The following is a 24,118-nucleotide window of genomic DNA, read 5'->3' as shown; positions in this document are numbered from 1 at the left end:
GGTGATTTTATAAATAAGTCCATTTATTTATACCTCCCCGGTGTCCGTGACGGCTGTCGGGGATTTTTACGTGATTGGCATTTTGGATGACTGAATGGTGTTTAGAATATGAAGAAGAGTAATGTATACATAGGTGAAGTGATAAAACAGGTCATGGCCGAAAGGCAGGTGACAAAAGCCGAACTTGCCCGTAGATTGGGGGTGAGGCCACAGAGTGTGGACTATCTGCTGACACGAAAGAGCATTGATACAGATACACTGTATAGTTTGTCATTGGCACTGGATTATGATTTTGCTGTTCTATATTCCATAAAAAAAGGAGTTGCTCTCTCTGTTGATGAAGAGGAGACGTTTAAAATGGGAAATGCAAAGGTCACTTTAGAGATCGAGTTGCGACAGGATGAAATGTTGAAACTGAACCTGAAGCAGAAGATCGCAGATTTGCTGGAAGGAAAAGGAAAGTGATTTTGCGTATCTGATATCTTCTTTTATCTGTTCTTTCTATAAATCAATTGAAGAAAGAATGGTATCATCTCATATTTATTGCTGTAAACTGACTTTTTTCTGTTTTTGTAAACGATTGATAATTAATATGTAATGTGTCGGTGAATCAAAAGTAGCAGCCTTTGAAACAAATCTTTTAGTTGAGAAATGGGATTCCGCGTTCCTTTGCGGCATCAAAACAATCTCAATCAACTAAAAAATTTAAGTACCATGATGAAGAACAAAAAAAGGGCTGTTTGGTTGCTGGCTTGCTTCCTGATGGCCGGCTTCACAACCGCACAAGAAAAGAAAGAATCTTCCCGGACACCTTCCGGATCGAAAGAAGAAGGCAATCGCAACGTTATGCTGAACGCTTCGAGCGCCAATGGTCCCCGCGAAATCTCTATCGGCCTGCCTGGTGGAGACGTAAACGTACTCGAAAACGGACTTCCTGTAGTCTATACCTCTAATCCGCATAACGTAAATACGCACTGGCGTGGAGACAGCAGTCTCGGACACGTCGGGCTGCTAAAAATCTCCGAAACCGCTATTACTACCGGAAATATCGGCTATGCCGTAAACTCTTTTACTCAGTTGGGAACTGAGAAATTCCGTGGAATCGTCAATTACAGTACCAACCACTTTGGCAAGCAGCAGTTCGATGCCAATATCAGCGGTGGTATGGGGAAAGGCTGGTTTTACAGTGGAAGTGTCTACCAGAACTTTGACCCGGGCAGTTTCAAACTGCGCTTTACTTCCAATCAGGACCGCACTCAAATCTATAAAGCAGCCTTGACCAAGAATTATAGCGAAGGGCGCGGACAGCTGTCGGCCATCTATCACTACAGCAACAGCCGTTGGCCGAGTAATGAAACGACTTCCGCTCCTTTCATCTATGTTGGAGACGGCAGCGTGAAAGAAATACCGGGATTCAGCCTCGGAACAAGTTCTTACCTGCCTGCCACGGGAGAAATGGTTTATCGTGATATGCGTACGGGGGAGCTGAAAAAGACCAATCTTTATGATGCCACTCTGAATAAAGGAAACCAGTTGACTTTGCTCAATACCTATACTTGGGACAACGGTCTGAACTGGAAGGTTAACCTGAAGTATGATCATGCCTTGGGTTCGTATGTCTATCAGACCCCGATGGCTATGGAACAGAAGGATGCCTCCGCCGGCTATTTTCTGAAAGGAACGGACGGTACGTTGAAACCGTATGAAGGGTATGTGCAAAGTCGCATGTCTTGCTTTAACCGGGGGACGATTGACGAGTTCTTCGCCACTTCCGAACTTTCACGCCAATATCGCAATATGACCTGGAGGCTCGGTGTGAACGAATGGCACTACAAAGTGGACTATGCTTCGAACACAACCATGTACGACCATACGGTAGAAGAGTATCCCGAGCGTCTGGTGCGTGAGGGGAATACGGACGGGGTGTACTACGATTTCAATAAAAATGCTTCGGAATACTACAAAGGGCACGAAAACAAGTTAGCTGTTTATGCCACCCACGACTGGGATATTTCTCCCCAATGGAATGTATATTATGGTGCACGTCTGGAATGGCAGCATCTGGAAGGAGAGAATGCGGCTGTGTATGACGCAGAAGGAAATGCCGTAGGCCGTTTCGCAGATTATTATCTGGGCGCCGTATCCGATAAAGGAGTCAGGATTACACCCCGCCCTTTCGATTACGACTGGATGAACATGGCATTCACTGCCGCCGCTACCTATAAACTGACCCGGGAGTTCGGTTTCACCGCCGACTTTACTTACAATACACAACGTCCCGGTTTGTCGAACTTTGCACCTGCCACAATGCCCAATACCGATAAAATATCCGTTCCCCTGGGACGTGCCGGGGTCTATTATAACACGAACTGGATTAGCCTGACTTCTCTGTTTTCCTACATTTCGAAAACAAACAATAACTCGACGCTCAATCTGATTAACCCGAATGACCGGACCGAGATTCTTGCCGCTCCGTTGAGTTATGACATCAAGACCATCGGCTGGACGACGGATGCAGTGATCAAGCCGTTCAAAGGCTTCAACTTTCATTTCCTGTTTACCTACCAAAGCCCGACTTACAAGAAATATGAAACGAGTGTGACTTTCAAGGACGGTACGATAGGTGAAATCAATGCCACGGGAAATATTGTGACGGAGATTCCGAAAGTGCTTGTCGAACTCGATCCCAGCTACAACATTACGAACGACCTCAGAGTCTGGGCCAGCTTCCGCTATTTCAGCAAGACGTACGCTAACATTAAAAATGCTTACTACTTCAACGGGCGTTGGGAAACTTTCGGTGGTGTCAACTGGACGGTGAACAAACATCTTGCATTGAGTGCCACAGTCGTTAATTTCCTCAATCAGACCGGAGCCAAAGGAAGTATTGCCGGTGCCGAACTGGTGGACAAAAAAGACGCGGCATCCTATAACGGTCATTGGATGGCAGGCAGCTATATTCGTCCGTTTACCGTGGAATTTGCTGCCAGCATTCGTTTCTGACGCGGTTTGGTATCAATCGTTATACTATTTGAAACAAAAATAATAGCCGGTGGCAGATAACTCCGCTATCTTTGCCATCGTAAACACAGCTATTGCATTACTAATAAAAAACATCCTGTTATCATGAAAACAACTTTTATGAATGTAAGTAGAAGAGTGATCGGCGCTTTGGCTGTTTTACTCGGAATTTCGTCTTGCCAGAGCTCACAATCTGAAATGACATTTGAACAAGAAGGCGACAGCCTTGCCGTAATTCATATTACAAATCCTACCCGATATTTACTTTTGCCCATCGAAGAACAGACTCCCGAAGCGCAGGTTTGCATTGCGTCAGATTCGGTTCCGGTAGAGATGGACGTGCGCCTGTCGAGGGCGAAGGTGGACTATTTCGTCCCTTACGCCTTACCTGAAGGAGAGAAAAAAGTAGCTGTGCGCATCCGCCACTTACCGAAAGATGCCTTGTGCTGGAAAGAGCTCAAACTCTCGGATACGTTTGATACCGCCAATACGGACAAATACCGTCCTGTCTATCATCATACTCCGCTTTACGGATGGATGAATGATGCCAACGGGCTGGTATACAAGGATGGCGAATATCACCTGTTCTATCAGTATAACCCTTACGGCTCTATGTGGGGCAACATGCACTGGGGGCATTCGGTAAGTAAGGATCTGGTACACTGGGAACATCTGGAACCGGCGCTTGCCCGCGATACGTTAGGGCATATCTTCTCCGGAAGTTCGGTGGTGGACGATGCCAATACAGCCGGTTACGGCGCAGGTACCATCGTTTCTTTCTATACCTCGGCCAGTGACAAGAACGGACAGATACAGTGTATGGCTTACAGCACCGATAACGGTCGTACGTTTACCAAATATGAAAAGAACCCCATCCTGACTCCGTTTGACGGATTGAAGGACTTCCGCGATCCGAAAGTGTTCTGGTATGCTCCGGATCAGAAGTGGGTGATGGTGGTATCGGCCGATAAAGAGATGCGTTTCTATTCGTCACTGAACTTGAAGGACTGGACGTATATGAGCGGTTGGGGCGAAGGCTACGGTGTTCAGCCCAGTCAGTTCGAGTGTCCCGATATGGTGGAACTTCCGGTGGACGGTGATCCGAATCATAAGAAATGGGCGTTGATAGTCAACGTGAATCCGGGATGCTACTTCGGTGGAAGTGCCACTCAGTACTTTATCGGTGATTTTGACGGCGAGAAATTTGTTTGCGACAATAGGCCGGAAACGGTGAAGTGGCTCGACTGGGGAAAAGATCACTATGCGACTGTCTGCTTCTCGAATACGGGTGACCGTACGATTGCCGTGCCTTGGATGAGCAACTGGCAGTATGCCAATATTGTGCCTACCCGCCAGTTCCGTAGTGCCAATGCGTTGCCTCGCGAACTGAGCCTTTATACTCAGGATGGAGATATCTATATGGCTGCCGCTCCGGTGGAAGAGACGAAGTCGTTGCGTAAGGAGTCGCAGGAGATCCCGGCCTTTGAGGTGGCGGACGCCTATCATGTGGATTCACTGCTGGCCGATAACCGGGGAGCTTACGAGATAGAGCTGGAATTGGCTGCCGGTTCGGCGGAAATCATGGGACTGAAACTGTTTAATGAGAAAGGGGAGAATGTAGATATCTATATCAGCCTTCCGGAGAAGAAACTGGTGATGGACCGTACTAAGAGCGGCATTGTAGATTTCGGAAAGGACAGCGCCCCTCATGCCATCGAGGCACACGACCGCCGGAAGCAGAACTCCATCAACTATGTGGACGATTTTGCCTTGGGTACCTGGGCTCCGGTGAAGAAGGCCGACAGCTATAAACTGGATATCTTTGTTGATAAATGTTCGGTGGAAATCTTTCTGAACGGTGGAAAGATTGCCATGACAAACCTGATATTCCCCACAACTCCCTATAACCAGATGAGTTTCTACAGCCGTGGGGGAGCTTTCAAGGTCAGCCAGTGCAAGGTGTACAGGCTGTAGCTTAAATCTGCTTTTTTAAAATTAACATATCATGGAAAATACCAAAAACAACTCTTACATGAAACTTATCCCGGTGATGCTCTGCTTCTTCGCCATGGGATTCGTAGACTTGGTGGGCATTGCCTCCAACTATGTGAAAGCAGATTTAGGACTGACGGATTCACAGGCAAATATCTTTCCGTCGCTCGTGTTCTTCTGGTTTCTGATTTTCTCGGTGCCTACGGGAATGTTGATGAACCGCATCGGGCGTAAAAAGACCGTGTTGCTCAGTCTGCTGATCACCTTTGCATCGTTGCTGCTGCCTGTCTTTGGCGACAGCTATCTGCTGATGTTGGTCTCTTTCTCGTTGCTCGGAATCGGTAACGCACTGATGCAGACATCACTCAATCCGCTGCTTTCCAACATCGTGAGCGGTGAACGCCTGGCAAGCACCCTTACTTTCGGGCAGTTCGTAAAGGCCATTGCCTCTTTCCTTGCCCCTTACATCGCTATGTGGGGAGCTACGCAGGCTATCCCTACCTTCGATCTGGGCTGGCGGGTACTGTTCCCCATCTACATGGTGGTGGCAATCGCTGCCATCCTGATGCTCAATGCCACGCAGATCACCGAGGAGCCTGAAGAGGGTAAGCCCTCCACTTTCGGGCAGTGTCTGGCTTTGCTGGGCAAACCTTTCATCCTGCTCTCGTTTCTGGGCATTATGTGCCATGTCGGGATCGATGTCGGCACCAATACCACAGCACCGAAGATTTTGATGGAACGTCTGGGCATGACTCTGGCAGATGCCGGGTTTGCAACCAGTCTCTACTTCATCTTCCGTACGGCAGGTTGTTTTCTGGGGGCATTTGTTTTGCAGAAGATGGCAGCCAAAACCTTCTTCGCCATCAGCGTGTTGTGTATGCTGGCGGCTATGGCAGGGTTGTTTATTTTCCAGGATCAGACGATGATTTACGTTTGTATCGCCCTGATCGGGTTTGGAAATTCCAATGTATTTCCTATCATCTTCTCGCAGGCATTACTTTATATGCCGGGCAAGAAGAACGAGGTTTCCGGACTGATGATTATGGGACTTTTCGGAGGAACCATCTTCCCGCTGGCAATGGGAGTAGCTTCGGATGCAGTGGGACAGAGCGGAGCCGTGGCCGTGATGACGGTCGGGGTACTCTATCTGATGTTCTATACATTGAGAATCAGAAAGTAATTTATTTAATAACCATAATGAAGCGGTAACCTTGAGGGTGTGTTATAATTCACCACAGAGTAGCACAGAGTTCCACAGAGAGAACTTAATCTGTTGATAGCTAATGGATATTTATCTGTGTAATCTATGGTGAATACGAGTTCCGACACACCTTCCTGAGGTGAGGCTTCCCAATTCATGCCATGAACAATATAATCGTAGGAATGGGCGAAGCACTTTGGGATGTGCTGCCCGAAGGAAAGAAAATCGGGGGAGCCCCGGCTAATTTTGCTTATCATGTGTCGCAGTTTGGCTTTGACAGCCGTGTGGTCAGTGCGGTGGGAAACGACGAGCTGGGGGATGAAATTCTGGAAGTATTTCGGGAAAAACAGTTGAAGCACCAGCTTGAGCGGGTCAATTATCCGACAGGAACCGTGCAGGTGACTCTTGACGGTGAAGGAGTGCCGTGTTATGATATTAAGGAAGGCGTAGCATGGGACAATATCCCCTTCACGGACGATTTGAAGCGTTTGGCACTGAACACGCGGGCCGTATGTTTCGGTTCGCTGGCACAGCGCAACGAGGTGAGCCGCGCCACCATCAACCGCTTCCTCGACACCATGCCCGACATGGATGGACAGTTGAAAATATTCGATATCAATCTCCGCCAGAGTTTCTATACCAGGGAAGTGTTGCGCGAATCTTTCCTGAAGTGTAACGTGCTGAAGATTAACGATGAGGAGCTGGTTACCATCAGCCGTATGTTCGGCTATCCGGGCATCGACCTTCAGGATAAATGCTGGATTCTGTTGGCCAAGTACAATCTGAAGATGCTGATCCTGACATGCGGTACGAACGGTAGTTATGTATTTACCCCCGGTGCGGTCTCTTTCCAGGAAACCCCGAAAGTGCCGGTTGCCGATACCGTGGGGGCAGGTGACTCGTTCACGGCAGCTTTCTGCTCATCTGTTCTGAAAGGAAAGAGTATACCCGAGGCACACAAACTGGCAGTGGAAGTGTCGGCTTACGTGTGTACACAAAGCGGTGCGATGCCTGTACTACCGGATGCTCTGAGAAATCGTTTAGATGATTAATGTGTTGGTTTATATAGGGTTATTGATTGGTTGATAGAGTCGTGGGGATGTGTCATAACTCTTTTCACCACAGAGTATCACGGAGTATCACAGAGTCTTTTTATTAATAACCAACAATTTAAAATCATCTCTGTGTTACTCTGTGTCCTCTGTGGTGAGTTTTGACACACATCCGTCTTGGTTTTAAACCAATCGGATGGAAGATTTCGGAGGGAAATTGTTATATTTGCCTCCGGAACCTTTTATGTAATAACCAACCATGAAACGTGTACTTTTCTTACTTGGGCTGGTTTTGTCGGGACTGCTTGTCTCGTGTAGCCATGATGCTCCCCGGTACGTCATCGGCGTGTCGCAATGCAGCGATGATACCTGGCGGCATAAGATGAATGACGAGATACAGCGCGAAGCCTTATTTTACGGAGGCGTAGAGGTAGAGACGCGTACGGCGAATGACGACAGCCGGCGACAGATAGAAGATATACGTCACTTCATCCGGCAGAAGGTAGACTTGCTTATTGTGGCTGCCAACGAGGGAATGGCTCTCACTCCCGTTGTGGAGGAGGCCTTCGATAAAGGTATTCCGGTGATTATGGTGGATCGCAGGATACTTTCCGATAAATATACCGCATACATCGGAGCCGACAATTACGAGTTGGGCAAAGCCGTCGGCAATTACATAGCCCATCGCCTGAAGGGGCGCGGAAAAGTAGTCGAACTGAGCGGACTTGTCGGTTCCACTCCTGCCATCGAACGTCACCAAGGCTTTATGAGTGCCATCAGCCGGTATCCGGGCATCACCTTGCTTGCCCGGGAAGATGCGGGTTGGTTGAGGCAGCCTGCCGAAATAAAGATGGATTCCCTCTTGCAGTGTTTTCCGGAGATTGATGCCGTGTATGGGATGAACGACCGTATGGCCGCCGGTGCTTATCAGGCTGCCAGACATCTGGGACGTGAGGAGGAAATGCTGTTTGTAGGTATCGATGCTCTGCCCGGCAAGGGTAACGGAGTGGAACTGGTACTGGACAGCGTGCTGGATGCTACCTTCATTTATCCCACCGAAGGAGACAAGGTGGTTCAGCTGGCGATGGATATTCTGCAAAAGAAACCTTTTAAACGGGAGACAAAACTGAAGACAGCAGTAGTCGACGCGGTAAATGCGCACGTGATGGAATTGCAGACAGCCCATATCAGCGAGTTGGATGGAAAAATCGAGACGCTCAACAGCCGGGTAGGGACGTATCTTTCGCGGGTGGCCACGCAGCAGGTGGTGCTGTATGGGGGCTTTGTCATCCTGTTGTTGATCGTCGGATTGTTGATTGTCGTGTATAAATCTCTCCGTTCCAAGAATCGCCTGTACCGGGAACTTTCCCGCCAGAAGGAGCAACTGGAAGAGCAGAGAGACCAACTGATAGAACTTTCCCATCAACTGGAGGAAGCCACACATGCCAAACTGGTTTTCTTTACCAACATTTCACATGACTTCCGCACCCCTCTCACTCTGGTTGCCGATCCGGTGGAGCAGTTGTTGGCCGACCCGTCATTGGAGGGTGACCGGCGCAGGATGTTGTTGCTGGTGCAGCGCAACGTGCAGATCCTGTTGCGTTTGGTCAATCAGATACTCGATTTTCGCAAATACGAGACGGGAAAGATGGAGTTTACCCCGGTCCTGCTCAATCTGTTGCAGTGCTTCGGAGAGTGGAACGATTCGTTTCAGGCAGCCGCCCGGCGGAAGCATATCCATTTTTCGTTCGACAGCATGCCCGGTGCCGATTACCACACTCTGGCGGATGCTGAGAAGATGGAGCGTATCTACTTCAATCTGTTGGGTAATGCGTTCAAGTTCACCCCCGAGAATGGTAAAGTCATTGTCCGGCTTTCGGCTTTGCAGAAAGAGGGCACTCCTTTCTTCCGTTTTACGGTGGCCAATACCGGGAGTCTGATTTCGGCAGAACATATCCGCAGCATCTTCGACCGTTTCTATAAGATCGACAGGCATCATACCGGTTCCGGTATCGGGCTGGCACTGGTAAAAGCGTTTGTAGAGATACATGGCGGAATCATCGAAGTGGAGAGCGACGAACGGCAGGGAACTGTCTTTACCGTCGATTTGCCGGTGCGGACATGCGAAGCGGAGACCGGCGTGGCATCTGCTCCGGTGGAGGCATCTGCTCCGGACCGGGTGGATAACCTGCTCCGGGAGGATGAAGCGGAGAACTTCAATGATCCGTCCAAACCTTCTGTACTTGTGATCGACGACAATGCTGACATCCGTGCTTATGTGCACACATTGCTCAATTCGGAGTACTCCGTCATCGAAGCTGCGGACGGGACCGAAGGAATCCGTAAAGCGATGAAGTACGTTCCCGATGTCATCATCTCCGATGTGATGATGCCGGGGATTGATGGTATCGAATGTTGTCAGCGGTTAAAGGGGGAATTGCAGACCTGCCACATTCCCGTGATCCTGCTGACAGCTTGTTCGCTTGACGAGCAGCGTATTCAGGGATATGCCGGAGGAGCCGATTCTTATATTTCCAAGCCTTTCAGTTCGCAGTTGCTGCTGACCCGTATCCGCAATCTGATTGAGTCGCGACGGCGCATGAAGCAGTTCTTTGGCGACCGGCAGACATTGGCCAAAGAGGATATCTGCGATATGGATAAAGATTTTGTCGAACGGTTCAAGTCCCTGATTGAAGCAAAGATGGGTGATTCGGAACTGAATGTGGAAGATTTGGGCAAGGAGATGGGGCTGAGCCGTGTTCAGCTCTACCGGAAGATCAAGTCGCTCACCAATTTTGCGCCGAACGAACTGCTTCGCATGGCACGGCTTAAGAAAGCGGCTTCGCTGCTGGCCTCTTCGGACATGACGATAGCAGAGGTTGGATATGAAGTGGGTTTTACGTCACCTTCCTACTTTACGAAATGCTACAAAGAACAGTTCGGTGAAAGCCCGACGGAGTTTTTAAAAAGAAGCGGATTATAAAAGAACCTGCTGCATAAAAGCGATACACCCATGAAAGATTATAAAGAAAATAAATCTAATTTGTCCGAAACTTTCTGCAATGAAGTATACAGTGTCGTGCGTGAAATTCCTGTCGGTAGCGTTGTTACTTATGGTGATATTGCCGCTTTGCTCGGGATGCCGCAATATTCACGTATGGTGGGGCGTGCATTGAAGCAGGTACCTGCCGGTTTAAGCCTTCCTTGTCATCGGGTAGTCAATGCCATAGGGCGATTGGTGCCCGGATGGGATGAACAACGGCAACTGCTGTCCGATGAAGGTGTTTCATTCCGAAAAAACGGTTGTGTCGACCTTAAACTTCACAGGTGGAAGAGTGACAGTATTTGAGTGGGGTGATGCCGGCTTTCTTGTGGCAGTTTATGTACATGCGGCGTGTTCATCGAAAATAATGTGATGAACTATTTGAACGCTCGGCTTGTTTATTTAATTGTCCGTACACACATCTTTGGGTAATACCTGTGTATGGATGTGAATTTGACTTTCGGGATATAGTAACTATCTGTTGACAGGAATCCTGTCTGTAATAACCGGGTTAAGAAATCATATTTGACCGGGGGAACAACACAACCGTTGTTTTCCGGTATTAACTTTTTTACTATAAAGAAGTGTTTGTTTTCGTGTGTGTAGGCCGCCCGGTCCGTTTTTTAATAATCTAAACCCTATTATGTATGAGTAAAATAACGATTAAAGACTTGTATCTCATTTTTGGCAACGACAAGCAGCATGCTTTGCGTATGTTGAAAGAAGGAAAGAGCAAGAGTGAGATCTTAAAGGAAACCGGATGCACGGTTGCCGTAAAAGACGCAAACCTCTCTGTCCGGGAGGGAGAGATATTTGTGATTATGGGACTTTCGGGGAGTGGGAAATCCACTTTGTTGCGTTGTATCAACCGATTGATAAAACCTACTTCCGGTGAGGTAATCATCAATGGAAGAGACATTTCGAATGTTACCGATAAAGAGCTGCTCCGTATCCGGAGAAAAGAACTGGCTATGGTGTTCCAGCATTTCGGACTGTTGCCCCATCGTTCGGTGTTGCATAACATAGCTTTCGGGCTGGAGCTGCAAGGAGTGAAAAAACAGGAACGTGAGCACAGGGCGATGGAAAGTATGCAGTTGGTGGGTTTGAAAGGTTACGAGAATCAGATGGTCGGCGAACTGTCCGGCGGGATGCAGCAACGCGTCGGGCTGGCCCGTGCTCTGGCCAACGATCCTGAAGTGCTGCTGATGGATGAAGCTTTTTCTGCCCTCGATCCTTTGATCCGTATACAAATGCAGGATGAATTGCTGACTTTACAGTCTAAAATGAAAAAGACCATTGTGTTTATTACTCACGATTTGAATGAAGCCATCAAGCTGGGCGACCGGATTGCCATCATGAAGGATGGGGAAGTGGTGCAGGTAGGTACTTCGGAGGAGATTCTGACAGAGCCGGCGAATGCTTATGTGGAACGCTTCGTGGAGAGTGTGGATCGTAGCAAGATCATTACCGCCGCTTCAGTGATGGTTGATAAACCCCTCGTGGCCCGGTTGAAGAAAGAAGGGCCGGAAGTTCTGATCCGTAAAATGTTCGAACATAATCTGACCGTGTTGCCTGTGGTCGATGCAAACAATGTGTTGGTGGGAGAGGTGCGTTTAAAGGATTTGCTCCGGTTGCGTAAAGAGCAGGTGAAGTCAATAGAGTCGGTCGTTCGCGAAGAAGTGCATTCGGTGCTGGGAGATACGATATTGGAAGACATCCTGCCATTGATGACCAAAACCAATTCTCCTATCTGGGTGGTGAACGAAGGCCGTGAATTTCAGGGAGTCGTCCCCTTGTCATCGCTCATTTTCGAAGTGACCGGAAAGAACAAACAGGAAATCAATGAAATTATTCAAAATGCAATAGAATTATGATCAACATAGGACAATATATTGAAGAACTCATCAACTGGATGATGATACACTTCTCCGCTTTTTTCGATGCGCTGAATCTGGGCATCGGCAGTTTTATCAATGGGTTTCAGCATATCTTGTTTGGTATCCCCTTTTATCTGACCATTGCTGCAATGGTGTTGCTGGCATGGATGAAAGCCGGGCGCGGGGTGGCGGTTTTCACCCTTTTAGGGTTGCTGCTTATCTACGGTATGGGCTTTTGGGAGGCCACCATGCAGACATTGGCACTGGTGCTGTCATCGACCTGTCTCGCCCTTATCGTGGGGGTGCCCATCGGGGTGTGGACGGCAAACAGTAACCGTGCGGAGAAAGTGATACATCCCATACTGGACCTGATGCAGACCATGCCTGCCTTTGTCTACCTGATACCTGCCGTCCTGTTTTTCGGGCTGGGGGTGGTGCCGGGAGTGTTTGCCACCATCATCTTTGCAATGCCTCCGGTGATTCGGCTGACGGGACTTGGCATTCGCCAGGTACCGAAGAATGTGGTAGAGGCTTCGCGTTCGTTCGGGGCCACCCGGTGGCAGTTGCTTTATAAAGTGCAGTTGCCTCTGGCCTTGCCCACTATCCTGACCGGAGTGAACCAGACGATTATGATGTCTCTTTCCATGGTTGTCATTGCAGCTATGATTGCGGCAGGCGGCTTGGGTGAAATCGTTCTGAAGGGTATTACCCAGATGAAAATCGGTTTGGGCTTTGAAGGAGGTATAGCGGTTGTGATACTGGCAATTATTTTGGACCGGATTACCCAAGGGATGGTTCGTCGTAAGAACAAAAAATAGAAAGGAGAAAGAATCAATATGCGGAAATATAGGATAATAGGAAGTTTGTTGTTACTGGCCGTGATGTGTACGGCCTGTAACCCGGATACCGGGAAAAAGAAGATAAGCATCGCCTATGCCAACTGGCTGGAGGGCATTGCCATGAGTCATCTGGCCAAAGTGGTGCTGGAAGAGCAGGGGTATGAGGTAGAACTGCTCAATGCGGATGTGGCCCCCATCTTCGCGTCGGTTTCGCGTCGGAAAGCGGATGTGTTTATGGATGCCTGGCTGCCTGTGACGATGAAAGACTACATGGGTCAGTATGGCGATCAGATCGAGTTTATCGGTGAGGTATATGACAGTGCAAGGGTCGGGCTGGTAGTGCCTCAGTACGTCAGTATCGACTCAATCGGAGAACTCGCTTCCCATAAAGGGCAATTCTCTTCCGAGATTGTCGGGATCGATGCCGGAGCGGGCATTATGAAAACTACGGATAAGGCTATTGCGGACTATGGGCTCGATGGATATAAGTTGCTTACTTCCAGTAGCTCTACCATGTTGGCTTCCTTGCAGAAAGCCATGGATAAAGAATCGTGGATCGTCATCACCGGATGGACACCGCATTGGATGTTCGACCGCTATCCCCTGAAGTTCCTGCATGACCCGAAAGGTACTTATGGGAATGTGGAATCTATCTATGTCGTCGGATGGAAAGGATTTACGGAGAAAGATCCTTTTGCGGCAAAGTTTTTCAGCAATATTAAATTCACTACAGAAGAGATCAGTTCGTTGATGAAAGCATTGAAAGATGCACGGATGGACGAAGAAGACCTTGTCCGAAAATGGCGTGACGAACACCGGGAACTGATAGAAAGCTGGATTCCTGAATCATAAGCGGTATATGTGTGTCCGGGAATCCAACTTCTGAGTTCTGTCTATCGGGTAACGGCGGTGCGTTGGTAGGCAAGCCGTTCCGTACCGTTCTTCACATAAATGATGCCACAATAGGTGAAACCGTTCTTCAAGAGAATGTTTTGGAGAACTTTATTGTCACGGTGAGTGTCTACACGCAGGTTCGGACAGTGGGACGAACACCATTCCAGACATAAGTCCATCAATCCCTTTACCCGTCCGCCGGATGCGATGCGATGGATTACCCCGTAAGGGGCATCGTTGAGCCAAGCGCCGTCTTTGATTACCCTGTAGTTGGGGTCCTCTCCCCGGATGAAAGCAAAGCAACCTTCCAACTCTTGGTTTTCGTTTACAAACACATAGCTGCTCCCGTTTTCGATGTCTTGCCGGATATCATCAGGGGAGGGGTATCCGTTGATCCACTGGTTGGCATTGCCATTGGCAGCCATAAAGCGGCGGGCACGTTCGTAGAATGGCATCACTTGGTCGAGTTCTTCAAGTCGGGTTGGTCGTATGGTTATATTCATAATTATTCCGTTTGGGGGTCACCACAGATTACACGGATTAACACAGATTGATAATTTATCTCGTCAATATATCGAATTAAGAGTTCTGTGTTAATCTGTGTAATCTGTGGTGAAACCTATTCATTTCTATTTGGCAAAAAAGGGGAAAAGAACCTATTTTAGTCCCTTCCCCCTTTGAGAGTTATATTATCTGATCAAAGATCATTCAGCAACACCCCAAGCCTGGTTGGCCAGACGCTTGTAGTTGTTGTAACGCCACTTAGCGTTGTCCTCGGCAGCCTGGAACAGTTCTTCTGCTTCTGCAGGATACTGTTTCATAACCGATGCGTAACGAACTTCGCCTTTCAGGAAGCCTTTGAAGTCATCCCAGTTCGGTTCTTTGCTATCCAGCGTGAACGGATTCTTGCCTTCAGCCTCCAGAGCCGGGTTGTAACGCCACAAGTGCCAGTAACCGCACTTAACAGCCTTGTCTTCTTCTTCCTGGCTCTTACCCATACCGGCTTTCAGACCGTGGTTGATACACGGAGCGTAAGCGATGATGAGTGACGGTCCGGGATATGCTTCAGCTTCGCGGATAGCTTTCAGAGTCTGAGCCTGGTCAGCACCCATAGCGATCTGTGCAACATATACATAACCGTATGTAGTAGCCATCAGGCCGAGGTCTTTCTTACGTACGCGTTTACCGGAAGCGGCAAATTTAGCGATGGCACCCACCGGAGTGGCTTTAGAAGACTGACCACCTGTGTTAGAGTAAACCTCTGTATCCAGAACCAGAATGTTAACGTCCTTACCCGAAGCGATAACGTGGTCGAGACCACCGTAACCGATATCGTAAGAAGCGCCGTCACCACCAATGATCCACTGGCTGCGTTTAACCAAGTATTGAGTCAGACCTTTCAGCTCTTTGCTGATCGGGCAACCTGCCGCAATACCTTGTTCGATGATTGCTTCGATCTGCGGAGCCAGTTCTTTGGTCTTGTCTGCATCGTACATGTTTTCGATCCATGCTTTCAATACTTCCTTAGCTTCAGCCGGAGCATTGTCGGCTGCCAGGATTTCGTTGAATAACTTCACGATACGTGCACGCATCTTTTCGTTAGCCAGTTCCATACCCAAACCAAATTCGCAGAAGTCTTCGAACAGTGAGTTAGCCCAAGCCGGACCGTGTCCTTTTGCGTTTGTTGTATATGGAGTTGAAGGTACTGAACCTGAGTAGATAGAAGAACATCCGGTAGCGTTGGCAACCATTTCGCGATCACCGTACAACTGAGAAATCAGTTTCACATACGGAGTTTCACCGCAACCTGAGCAAGCTCCCGAGAATTCGAACAATGGAGTAGCGAACTGAGAGTTCTTCACGTTAGCCTTGATGTCTACCAAGTGTTGTTTGCTCTTCACGTTGTCTGCACAGTAAGTCCAGTTATCAGCCTGAGCCAACTGGCTTTCAAGGTGTTTCATAGTCAGAGCCTTGCCACCCTTCTTCGGGTTGCCCGGACAGATGTCGGCACAGTTACCGCAACCCAGACAGTCGAGAACGTCAACCTGGATACGGAATGTCATGCCGTCGAATGCTTTGCCTACAGCTTTCAGTTGTTCGAAGCTTGCACCTTTCTGCTCTTCTGCGTCGAGTACAAACGGACGGATAGAAGCGTGAGGACAAACATAAGCACACTTGTTACACTGGATACAGTTTTCTGCGTTCCATTCCGGTACGAAAGCAGCTACACCGCGTTTTTCGTATTTCGAAGTACCCTGATACCAGGTTCCGTCTTCGATGCCCTTGAATGCAGATACAGGCAACAGGTCTCCGTCCTGAGCGTTGATCGGACGAACCACTTCGTTGATGAATGCCGGGTCGTTGTTTTCAACTTTAGCATCATCCGGCAGGTTAGCCCAAGCCGGGTCAACAGCCAAAGTCTTGTATTCGCCACCGCGGTCAACAGCTGCGTAGTTCTTGTTCACAACGTCTTCACCCTTCTTACCGTAAGATTTCACGATGAATTTCTTCATCTGTTCTACAGCCTGGTCTACGGGGATCACGCCTGTGATACGGAAGAAAGCAGACTGGAGGATGGTGTTGGTGCGGTTGCCCAAACCGATTTCCTGTGCAATCTGGGTTGCGTTGATATAATATACAGAGATGTTGTTCTGTGCAAAGTATTTCTTCACTTTGTTAGGCAGGTTCTTTGCCAGTTCTTCGCCTTCCCAGATGGTGTTCAGCAAGAACGAACCGTTCTTACGCAAACCACGGGTTACGTCATACATATGCAGGTAAGCCTGCACGTGGCAAGCCACAAAGTTCGGAGTGTTTACCAGATAAGTAGAACGGATAGGGTCGTCACCGAAGCGCAGGTGAGAGCAAGTGAAACCTCCTGACTTCTTAGAGTCGTAAGAGAAGTAGGCCTGACAGTGTTTATCAGTGTTGTCACCGATAATCTTCACTGAGTTTTTGTTGGCACCTACCGTACCGTCAGCACCCAAACCGTAGAATTTAGCTTCGAACATGCTGTCGCCGCCCAAAGCGATTTCTGCTTCCTGAGGAAGAGATGTGAAAGTTACGTCGTCTACGATACCGATAGTAAAGTGGTTTTTCGGCATCGGCATAGCCAGATTCTTGAATACGGCGATGATCTGGGCAGGAGTAGTGTCTTTAGAACCCAGACCGTAACGACCGCCTACGATAACCGGAGCATTTTCTGTGCCATAGAAGCAGTCTTTAACATCCAGATACAGAGGTTCGCCGTTAGCACCCGGTTCTTTTGTACGATCGAGTACTGCGATTGTTTTGGCAGTCTTAGGTACGGCAGCCATGAAATGTTTGGCAGAGAACGGACGGTACAGGTGAACTGCAACCAAACCTACTTTCTCGCCCTGGCTGGTCAGGTAGTCGATAGCTTCGCGGGCAGCTTCGGTTACAGAACCCATGGCGATGATTACGCGTTCTGCATCTTCGGCTCCGTAGTAGTCGAACAAACCGTATTTGCGTCCTGTGATCTTGGAAATCTCGTTCATGTATTCCTCAACGATGGCAGGAACAGCGTCATAGTAGTTGTTGCATGATTCGCGGTGCTGGAAGAAGTGGTCAGGGTTTTCGGCCATACCACGGGCAACCGGATTCATCGGGTTCAGCGCACGGGCACGGAATTCAGCAAGAGCTTCCTGGTCAACCAGCGGAGCGAGGTCCTCGTTTTCCAGCATTTCGATCTTCTGGATTTCGTGTGAAGTACGGAAACCGTCGAAGAAGTTCATGAAAGGAACGCGGGCTTTGATTGTGGCAAGGTGTGCAACACCGGCCAAGTCCATCACTTCCTGTACAGAGCCTTCAGCCAACATGGCGAAACCTGTCTGGCGTGCAGACATTACGTCCTGATGGTCACCGAAGATACACAGTGCGTGAGAAGCCAGTGTACGGGCCGATACGTGGAATACGCAAGGCAGGAACTCACCGGCAATCTTATACATGTTCGGGATCATCAAAAGAAGACCCTGAGAAGCAGTGTAAGTAGTAGTCAGTGCACCGGCCTGAAGAGAACCGTGAACAGCACCTGCCGCACCACCTTCAGATTGCATTTCCTGTACCAATACTGTTTCGCCGAAGATGTTCTTACGTCCTGCGGCAGCCCATTCGTCTACGTATTCAGCCATCGTAGAAGAAGGAGTGATGGGGTAAATAGCAGCTACTTCTGAAAACATATACGAGATATGCGCAGCAGCCTGGTTACCATCACATGTGATGAATTTCTTCTGTTTAGTCATAACTAAAAATAATATTTAAGTAAGTAATTTATTTGTTTATTTCAAAAACGGTATGGAAAGCGGATACTTCCATGTTTTTCCGTTCAGTCCTTTGATGCCTCCGATGATGGGGAACACAAAAAAAACAGCTGATAAAAGGATAATAGGTAATGCCCTTAGCGTAAAGAAAGAACCGCTTAACAGTCCTAAAGGAGAACTCAACGAGCCGATAAGGGCTCCAAAAAGGTTTCCCGCAAGGGTAATTCCTACTATTATCATGTAAATGGCCCAACTGATCAGCCAGTTGATGATGTATCTTCCTTGTATGGCGATGGCTTCCGATTTATCTCTGCCGATGATCCATGCGACGATAGAAACAATCCATCCCCATGTCGGTATCAGGAGCAGAAGGTTTATCAACCCCAGATAACTGCTGTCCGAAATGCCAAATGTATCTTTACGGGATTCACCATTCAGTATCTTTTGTTTTTCCTGTTCGAACTCCTCGTCGGTCAATGCGCCTGATTGGCGCAACCGGTTTAATTCTTCCAATTTCTTGTAATCCATAATCTGTCCTTGTTTTAGTTGCCAGAAGCTGAGACTTTAAAAAACGGTATGGAAAGCGGATACTTCCATGTTTTTCCGTTCAGCCCTTTGATGCCTCCGATGATAGGGAACAGCAGACACAGGAAACAGCCTATTCCGAGTATCAGGAGAAGCAGAATTCCGGCTCCTCCGCCGAAAAGACTTGATGCGACAGCTGTTGGTGAAAGTGTATCGGTATAGTCTGCACTTTCCAAGGATACTATGCCGCTGAACATGAATATGATGAAGAGTACCGTCAGCACGATGCCGTACAGAAACCAGCTGATGTACCAGTTCAGGATGTATTTACCTTGGCGGTTGACGGGTGCGGAACTTTCTTTGCCCATGATCCAAAGTACAATGGGGGCAATCCAGCCTACATACGGTATGAACATGGCGAAGTTCATCAGTGCCAGATAAGTATTTTCCGTCAGTCCCATGGGGAGTACGGTTGTGGGTTTACCCGTATCTTCTTCATCCAATATCTTTTTCTTTTCTTTTTCAAATTCTTCATCGTTCAACGCTCCGCTGTCGTGGAGGCGTTTCAGTTGTTCAAGCTTTTCGTAATCCATAATGATTGAGATTAGATGTTAATATAAAAAACCGAACATCCAGAGAGGTATCTGGTTGCCACGGCCAATTTCGGCCTTATGCAAAGCATACGTCACTCCGGGGTTGTTCTTGATCTTCGCCCCTTCGCAGCATATCTTGAAAGGCATCACTTCGTCTACCATGAACGAGGTGTTTTTGTCACCTTTGTGCACTTTATGGTCTTTCCACATCGTGTTTACAAAGAAAGTGTCCAGCACATCTTGTTCTTCCACCTTTACAGGGTAGATGGAATACATCAGATTGGGGTTGTGCAGCATAATCTTCGATGGTTTCTTGGGGAATTCTTCCCCTTTGGGATAGACCAGGTTGATCAGTCGTGCGTCGGCCAGATATTTGATGTAATTCATCACCGTGGCGCGTGATGTTTGTATGTCGCTTGCCAATTGGCTTACGTTTGGGGCCTTCGGCCCGTCTACAGCCAACAAATATAATAATTTTTTTATTTTTGAGAGATATTTTAGCTCAATTTGTTTAATAAGCAGGATATCTACTTCTACCATCATGTTCATGGTTTTGAGCAGATTCTCCGAGAAATTGCGTTTCTCAAGGAAGAAGGGGTAGAAACCGTGGTGGAGGTAGTCTTGAAAATAATCCAACGGGCGGACCTTTGAAAGTACTCCCTTGGCTATCTGTTCGTGGCTGCTTAATATCTCTTCGAGTGTATAATGGCGGAATTTCATGCCTGTTTGCAGGTTCAGAAATTCGCGGAACGAAAAGCCCCGGAGGTTATAGCTCTTCACAATGTCGCGCAACTCCAGATTCTCTTCTTTGAGGCGCATGACGGATGAACCGGTGAATACAATTTTCAGATTGGGGAAACGGTCGTAGCACATACGCAATTCGCGGCTCCAGTCGGGATGCTTGAATACTTGGTCGATCAGCAATACCTTTCCGCCCCGTTTCTGGAATTCATTGGCGAAGTCGACGATACTGTGTCCGGAGAAATAGAAATTGTTCATGTTGATAAAGAGACATGAACGGTCGGTTCCGAATTTCTCTTTGGCGTATTGAAGCAGGAAAGTGGTTTTTCCCACGCCACGTGTTCCTTTGATACCAATCAGTCGGTCACTCCAGTTTATTTCGTCCATCAAGTCGCGGCGGACCGGGGCATTGGTGTGCTCAACAAGGTAGGCATGTGTGCGGTAGAATGTTTCCATCTCTTTTCTTGGGTTTTTCGGGGGGCAAATATAAGCCTTTTTTTAGAAATTGCAAAGTAGAGATAGCAAAATTGTAGTTTCGTTTAGCAAGTTTATCTTTTGCTTCATTTTGTCAAAACGGTATTCCTGATAGGTGGTAGAGGCGTTATTTCGGGTCAACGGCAAGCTGCTTCTGAAAAAACGCAGCCAGTTCAATCGGGCAATTATGCTTTTGCTTGTCTACTTCAGTGTTTGCTTGCAAATATAAATATAGTTTTTCATTTTCGGTAGTTTATGCCGGTATTTCTTTGAAAAAGGGTTTCTTTTGTTAGTTTGAAATGCTTCGCCGGGAGAGAGGAAATAGAGTCGGGGAAGGGGAGAAGAGCCTTGGTTTGCGGATAATCCTCTTTTCACCACAGATTACACAGATTATCACAGAATAAGAATATTGATGGTCAATAACTTAAAATTCACTCTATGTTACTCTGTGTCCTCTGTGTCCTCTGTGGTGAATTCCGACACACCCTCCGGGGATAGCAGAGCCTTTGCCCGGGGGTAAGTGAGGCTTTGCCCGGCAGAAAGTGACGGTTTACCCGGCTTTATGTGCGTTTTTGTGCATATATTTGCGGGAAACTTATCGGTTTTTCGGCCGGTTGCCTCTTTGTATCCCAAAGGCTTGTAAGTGAAAAACCGGAAATGGAAACAAAAGGACAGTAGACCATCCGTTTGACAAGATTAATGGCACTTCCTGTTTTTTAATGATTGATTGTAATGACAAACCTTCTTTACCTGTTTAATCCGGATCAGGATCTGGCTCTCGCCAGTGGTGAGACCAATTATATGGCGCCTGCTTCTGCCCGCAAGATGGCAGAAGAGTTGGCGCTGCTCCCGATATGGTTTGCGGACGGGGAGTGCAGTGTGCTTGCTCCGTCTGCTTATAACCAGCCTTTTCTGGAAGAGATGCTCCGGCTTTTTCCACTTCCTGTTTCCTTAAGGACTCAGGCAGAGGATTTTTCTGACGTTCGTTCGGTAATTCCCTGGGGATGGAATCCGGCACTCCGGAAGCGTTTGCTTTCGTTGGGGATATCCGATGCTGTTCTTCCTTCGGTGGGCGAGATGGAGCGGTTGCGCAACCTCTCCCATCGGTCGCAGGCTGTGAAGCTGTTGCCACATCTGCAAGTGGATGAAAGGTTTTGCGGAGAGTCTTTCTACCTGACGACTTTGTCCGATTGCCGTACATTTATAGAGGATCGGGAATGCTGTCTGCTCAAAGCGCCCTTGTCCGGAAGCGGTAAGGGACTGAACTGGTGTAAGGGAGAGTTCACTCCTCTTATAGAGCGCTGGTGTGCCCGGGTCATAGACCGGGAGGGAGGCGTTGTTGGCGAACCTGTATATAATAAGGTGGAAGATTTTGCGATGGAGTTCTGCTCCGATGGGGAGGGGAAGGTTCGTTTTGCCGGATATTCTTTGTTTCACACCAATGCCGGTGGAGCTTATGAAGGCAACTGTCTGCTGTCCGACGCGGAGATCGAACGGCGATTGTCGGCTTACGTGCCTGTGGATGCTTTGTTCCGGATTCAAAAGGAGTTGGAAAAAGAGTTGTCCGCCTCTTTAGGGAATGAATATGCCGGTTATCTGGGGGTGGATATGATGATTTGCCGGTCCGGGGCTCTTCCGGCGTTTCGCATCCATCCTTGTGTGGAAATCAATTTGCGCATGAATATGGGGCTTGTGTCCCGCCTGATATACGACCGTTATGTACAATCCGGGGCTTCGGGGGTGTTTCGTGTCTCTTATTATCCATCCGACGGGCAGGCATTGCAGGAACACAATGCGATGAAGACCGGGCACCCGCTGCATACGGAAGACGGCAGGGTGGTGAAGGGGTATCTGCCATTGGTCCCCGTCCTGAAGACGAGCCGTTACCGGGCATATATCCTTGTGGAGGACTGAGACGTGTTATCTGCATGCCTCACTTTCATTTCCGCAGCGGTCCACTGCCGTGACGGCAAAATACTTCCGGGCCATCCACGGACGGATGGGAGCATAGGTGTAGTGCGTGTCCCGCAGGTTTTGTACGAGAATGTTTTCCGGGTTCGTAATGTCCACCGGATAGGTGTCCGAAGCGTAAATTATGTACATCGGTGCATTCTGCCTGTCATTATCCGTGGCAGCTTTCCAGCTGAGCCGGGTATATCCGTCGCCGGTGGAAACTACACTTAGCTCCGACGGTGCGGTAGGAGCCGCGTTGTCGATCCACGGCATGGGCGGTTGCAGTGCCGGATATTGATAGAACTGCTCCCGGAGGATGTCGTATACTTCCTGGGTATTGTCCATCAGGTACTTTACCCGATAATGCGCTTCGCCTGCCAAGTGGTTGGCGCGGATGAAATGTATCTGGCGTTCCACTTCTTCGGAGGTCCAGTTACCCTCGTCGGGATGAAGAAAGTAGATTCCCAGTCCGGGCACGATGTGGCGTCCGTTGCTTTGCTCCTGCCAGTCGAGCGCAAAGGGGTAGAAGCCGTTGCCGCGGAAATACATCATCGGGTAGATCTGGTCTTGAATGCCTTCGCCCAGCCATCCCTGCGGATCCTGGTAGACGGTGAAAAAAGCATTCCAGCCTTTGGAGGAGTATCGTGACGTGTCGCGGTATTTCCCTACCGGACAGGTGCTCACCTTCACCCAGGGCTTCATGGCTTTCACTCCGTTATAGATGTAACGCACAATGTCCGTCAGGTTGTCACGGCGCCATTGTGCCAGCGAACGTCCTTTACCGTAGCGGCGGAAGTCGTAACTGTCCGGGAAGCGGGGCGCGTTTTCGGGATAGCGGAGGTAGTCGAAGTGAACTCCGTCCACGTCGTAGCGGCTGACCACTTCACGTACCAACTTCATCAGATACTCTTTGGTGGCGGGATGTCCGGGGTTGAGGAAATATTCGTTTTTATAAGGCACGCAGATGTCCCGCTGGCGTTTGGTTACCGATTGTTTGCCGAGTGAGGCTACGTGTCTCTTGCCTCCAAGTGGGATGGTCACCATCCAGGCATGACACTCCATACCCCGTTTGTGGCACTCTTCGATGGCGAAGGCCAAAGGGTCGTATCCGGGATCGCCGCCGACCTTGCCGGTCAGTATGGAGTTAAAAGGTTCAATGTCCGAACGGTAGAGTACATCTCCACGGGTACGTGTCTGGAAAAGGACTGTATTGAAGTTGGCTTCTTTCAGGCGGTCGAGGATGTCGATCAGCTCCTCCTTCTGCCGCCGGATGCCTGCGGGAGTGGTTGCTTTGGTGCGTGGCCAGTCCAGTCCGTAGACGGCAGTGATCCAGGCAGCCCGTACCTCGTGTTTCGGGGAGGTCTGCGCATGGAGCGGAAGTAAGGAGAGGAGAAAAAGAAAGAGGAGGGACGTTCCTCTTCCGGCTCTCTTTTTCACTGAGAAAGAGTCGTTATGGCTTTTATAGATGGTATTCATAAATATAATGGTTTTGATGTTCACCACAGATTACACGGATTAACACAGATTGATAATTTATTTCATTGAGAATCCGGTTAAAGAATCCGTATCAATCCGTATCAATTCGTATTAATCTGTGTTAATCCGTGTAATCTGTGGTGAAACGTCTTCTAAACTG

General features: G+C 48.6%; 16 protein-coding genes and 2 pseudogenes. 12 read left to right on the top strand and 6 right to left on the bottom strand.

Annotated elements, in window-relative coordinates; translation table 11 throughout:
* The first annotated feature begins 108 nt into the window (after nucleotides 1–108).
* From JZY04_RS14170 to JZY04_RS14125, 11 genes and pseudogenes are all read left to right on the top strand, one after another.
* A complete protein-coding gene (locus JZY04_RS14170) occupies nucleotides 109–465 on the top strand; it encodes a helix-turn-helix transcriptional regulator (RefSeq protein ID WP_122142820.1) in 357 nt (118 codons plus the stop codon).
* 249 nt (nucleotides 466–714) lie between these two features.
* Nucleotides 715–3,003: a TonB-dependent receptor gene (locus JZY04_RS14165; RefSeq protein WP_005807729.1), complete on the top strand. Its 2,289-nt coding sequence runs from the start codon at nucleotides 715–717 to the stop codon at nucleotides 3,001–3,003.
* A 123-nt stretch (nucleotides 3,004–3,126) separates the two neighbouring features.
* Entirely contained in the window at nucleotides 3,127–4,995 is a 1,869-nt protein-coding gene (locus tag JZY04_RS14160) for a DUF4980 domain-containing protein (protein ID WP_122142819.1), read from the top strand.
* A gap of 31 nt (nucleotides 4,996–5,026) precedes the next feature.
* Nucleotides 5,027–6,193, top strand: a complete 1,167-nt coding sequence (locus JZY04_RS14155; RefSeq protein WP_005807727.1) for an MFS transporter — start codon at nucleotides 5,027–5,029, stop codon at nucleotides 6,191–6,193.
* A gap of 182 nt (nucleotides 6,194–6,375) precedes the next feature.
* The gene (locus tag JZY04_RS14150) at nucleotides 6,376–7,266 is read left to right on the top strand and encodes a carbohydrate kinase (RefSeq protein WP_005780717.1); all 891 of its coding nucleotides are present in this window, start codon (nucleotides 6,376–6,378) and stop codon (nucleotides 7,264–7,266) included.
* 259 nt (nucleotides 7,267–7,525) lie between these two features.
* Nucleotides 7,526–9,394 (top strand): annotated as a pseudogene (locus JZY04_RS14145) (substrate-binding domain-containing protein); the annotation flags it as partial.
* 90 nt (nucleotides 9,395–9,484) lie between these two features.
* Nucleotides 9,485–10,249, top strand: a pseudogene (locus tag JZY04_RS21525) (response regulator); the annotation flags it as partial.
* Nucleotides 10,250–10,279: 30 nt separating this feature from the next.
* Nucleotides 10,280–10,615 carry an MGMT family protein gene (locus JZY04_RS14140; protein ID WP_122142817.1) on the top strand — a complete coding sequence of 112 codons (336 nt, stop codon included), beginning with the start codon at nucleotides 10,280–10,282 and terminating at the stop codon, nucleotides 10,613–10,615.
* Nucleotides 10,616–10,956: 341 nt separating this feature from the next.
* Nucleotides 10,957–12,183: a glycine betaine/L-proline ABC transporter ATP-binding protein gene (locus tag JZY04_RS14135; protein WP_044300994.1), complete on the top strand. Its 1,227-nt coding sequence runs from the start codon at nucleotides 10,957–10,959 to the stop codon at nucleotides 12,181–12,183.
* Nucleotides 12,180–13,004 (top strand): proline/glycine betaine ABC transporter permease, encoded by an 825-nt coding sequence (locus JZY04_RS14130; RefSeq protein WP_005780712.1) that lies wholly within the window; start codon nucleotides 12,180–12,182, stop codon nucleotides 13,002–13,004. The genes JZY04_RS14135 and JZY04_RS14130 overlap by 4 nt, the downstream gene beginning before the upstream one ends.
* 18 nt (nucleotides 13,005–13,022) lie before the next feature.
* Nucleotides 13,023–13,877 carry a glycine betaine ABC transporter substrate-binding protein gene (locus tag JZY04_RS14125; protein ID WP_122142816.1) on the top strand — a complete coding sequence of 285 codons (855 nt, stop codon included), beginning with the start codon at nucleotides 13,023–13,025 and terminating at the stop codon, nucleotides 13,875–13,877.
* Nucleotides 13,878–13,918: 41 nt separating this feature from the next.
* On the opposite strand, the gene JZY04_RS14120 is transcribed toward JZY04_RS14125, so the two are convergent.
* The 5 genes from JZY04_RS14120 to JZY04_RS14100 all read right to left on the bottom strand — a co-directional run bounded on the left by JZY04_RS14120 (nucleotide 13,919) and on the right by JZY04_RS14100 (nucleotide 20,511).
* Nucleotides 13,919–14,422, bottom strand: a complete 504-nt coding sequence (locus JZY04_RS14120) for a GNAT family N-acetyltransferase (RefSeq protein ID WP_122142815.1) — start codon at nucleotides 14,420–14,422, stop codon at nucleotides 13,919–13,921.
* A 201-nt stretch (nucleotides 14,423–14,623) separates the two neighbouring features.
* Nucleotides 14,624–18,178 carry a pyruvate:ferredoxin (flavodoxin) oxidoreductase gene (nifJ, locus tag JZY04_RS14115; RefSeq protein ID WP_005807720.1) on the bottom strand — a complete coding sequence of 1,185 codons (3,555 nt, stop codon included), beginning with the start codon at nucleotides 18,176–18,178 and terminating at the stop codon, nucleotides 14,624–14,626.
* 36 nt (nucleotides 18,179–18,214) lie between these two features.
* Entirely contained in the window at nucleotides 18,215–18,724 is a 510-nt protein-coding gene (locus JZY04_RS14110) for a DUF4870 domain-containing protein (protein WP_005821240.1), read from the bottom strand.
* 14 nt (nucleotides 18,725–18,738) lie between these two features.
* Entirely contained in the window at nucleotides 18,739–19,314 is a 576-nt protein-coding gene (locus JZY04_RS14105) for a DUF4870 domain-containing protein (RefSeq protein ID WP_122142814.1), read from the bottom strand.
* Nucleotides 19,315–19,332: 18 nt separating this feature from the next.
* Nucleotides 19,333–20,511, bottom strand: a complete 1,179-nt coding sequence (locus JZY04_RS14100) for an ATP-binding protein (protein ID WP_005780701.1) — start codon at nucleotides 20,509–20,511, stop codon at nucleotides 19,333–19,335.
* A 750-nt stretch (nucleotides 20,512–21,261) separates the two neighbouring features.
* Between JZY04_RS14100 and JZY04_RS14095 the strand changes: the two genes are divergently transcribed.
* Nucleotides 21,262–22,443: a hypothetical protein gene (locus JZY04_RS14095; protein WP_181996428.1), complete on the top strand. Its 1,182-nt coding sequence runs from the start codon at nucleotides 21,262–21,264 to the stop codon at nucleotides 22,441–22,443.
* 6 nt (nucleotides 22,444–22,449) lie between these two features.
* Here JZY04_RS14095 and JZY04_RS14090 read toward each other — a convergent pair whose 3' ends face one another.
* A complete protein-coding gene (locus tag JZY04_RS14090) occupies nucleotides 22,450–23,958 on the bottom strand; it encodes a glycoside hydrolase family 10 protein (RefSeq protein WP_122142813.1) in 1,509 nt (502 codons plus the stop codon).
* Nucleotides 23,959–24,118 lie beyond the last annotated feature (160 nt).

Origin of the sequence: Bacteroides sp. 11BF, assembly GCF_019633765.1 — a bacterium.
Classification (GTDB): Bacteria; Bacteroidota; Bacteroidia; order Bacteroidales; family Bacteroidaceae; genus Bacteroides; species Bacteroides hominis.
This window is presented reverse-complemented; position numbering and strand designations above follow the sequence as displayed.

Excerpts from the sequence above, each read along its gene's own strand:
- JZY04_RS14135 (WP_044300994.1), top strand. The coding sequence starts at position 10,957 with ATGAGTAAAATAACGATTAAAGACTTGTATCTCATTTTTGGCAACGAC.
- JZY04_RS14130 (WP_005780712.1), top strand. The coding sequence starts at position 12,180 with ATGATCAACATAGGACAATATATTGAAGAACTCATCAACTGGATGATG.
- JZY04_RS14120 (WP_122142815.1), bottom strand. The coding sequence starts at position 14,422 with ATGAATATAACCATACGACCAACCCGACTTGAAGAACTCGACCAAGTG.
- JZY04_RS14105 (WP_122142814.1), bottom strand. The coding sequence starts at position 19,314 with ATGGATTACGAAAAGCTTGAACAACTGAAACGCCTCCACGACAGCGGA.
- JZY04_RS14140 (WP_122142817.1), top strand. The coding sequence starts at position 10,280 with ATGAAAGATTATAAAGAAAATAAATCTAATTTGTCCGAAACTTTCTGC.
- JZY04_RS14100 (WP_005780701.1), bottom strand. The coding sequence starts at position 20,511 with ATGGAAACATTCTACCGCACACATGCCTACCTTGTTGAGCACACCAAT.
- nifJ (WP_005807720.1), bottom strand. The coding sequence starts at position 18,178 with ATGACTAAACAGAAGAAATTCATCACATGTGATGGTAACCAGGCTGCT.
- JZY04_RS14150 (WP_005780717.1), top strand. The coding sequence starts at position 6,376 with ATGAACAATATAATCGTAGGAATGGGCGAAGCACTTTGGGATGTGCTG.
- JZY04_RS14110 (WP_005821240.1), bottom strand. The coding sequence starts at position 18,724 with ATGGATTACAAGAAATTGGAAGAATTAAACCGGTTGCGCCAATCAGGC.
- JZY04_RS14165 (WP_005807729.1), top strand. The coding sequence starts at position 715 with ATGATGAAGAACAAAAAAAGGGCTGTTTGGTTGCTGGCTTGCTTCCTG.
- JZY04_RS14095 (WP_181996428.1), top strand. The coding sequence starts at position 21,262 with ATGACAAACCTTCTTTACCTGTTTAATCCGGATCAGGATCTGGCTCTC.
- JZY04_RS14160 (WP_122142819.1), top strand. The coding sequence starts at position 3,127 with ATGAAAACAACTTTTATGAATGTAAGTAGAAGAGTGATCGGCGCTTTG.
- JZY04_RS14155 (WP_005807727.1), top strand. The coding sequence starts at position 5,027 with ATGGAAAATACCAAAAACAACTCTTACATGAAACTTATCCCGGTGATG.
- JZY04_RS14125 (WP_122142816.1), top strand. The coding sequence starts at position 13,023 with ATGCGGAAATATAGGATAATAGGAAGTTTGTTGTTACTGGCCGTGATG.
- JZY04_RS14090 (WP_122142813.1), bottom strand. The coding sequence starts at position 23,958 with ATGAATACCATCTATAAAAGCCATAACGACTCTTTCTCAGTGAAAAAG.
- JZY04_RS14170 (WP_122142820.1), top strand. The coding sequence starts at position 109 with ATGAAGAAGAGTAATGTATACATAGGTGAAGTGATAAAACAGGTCATG.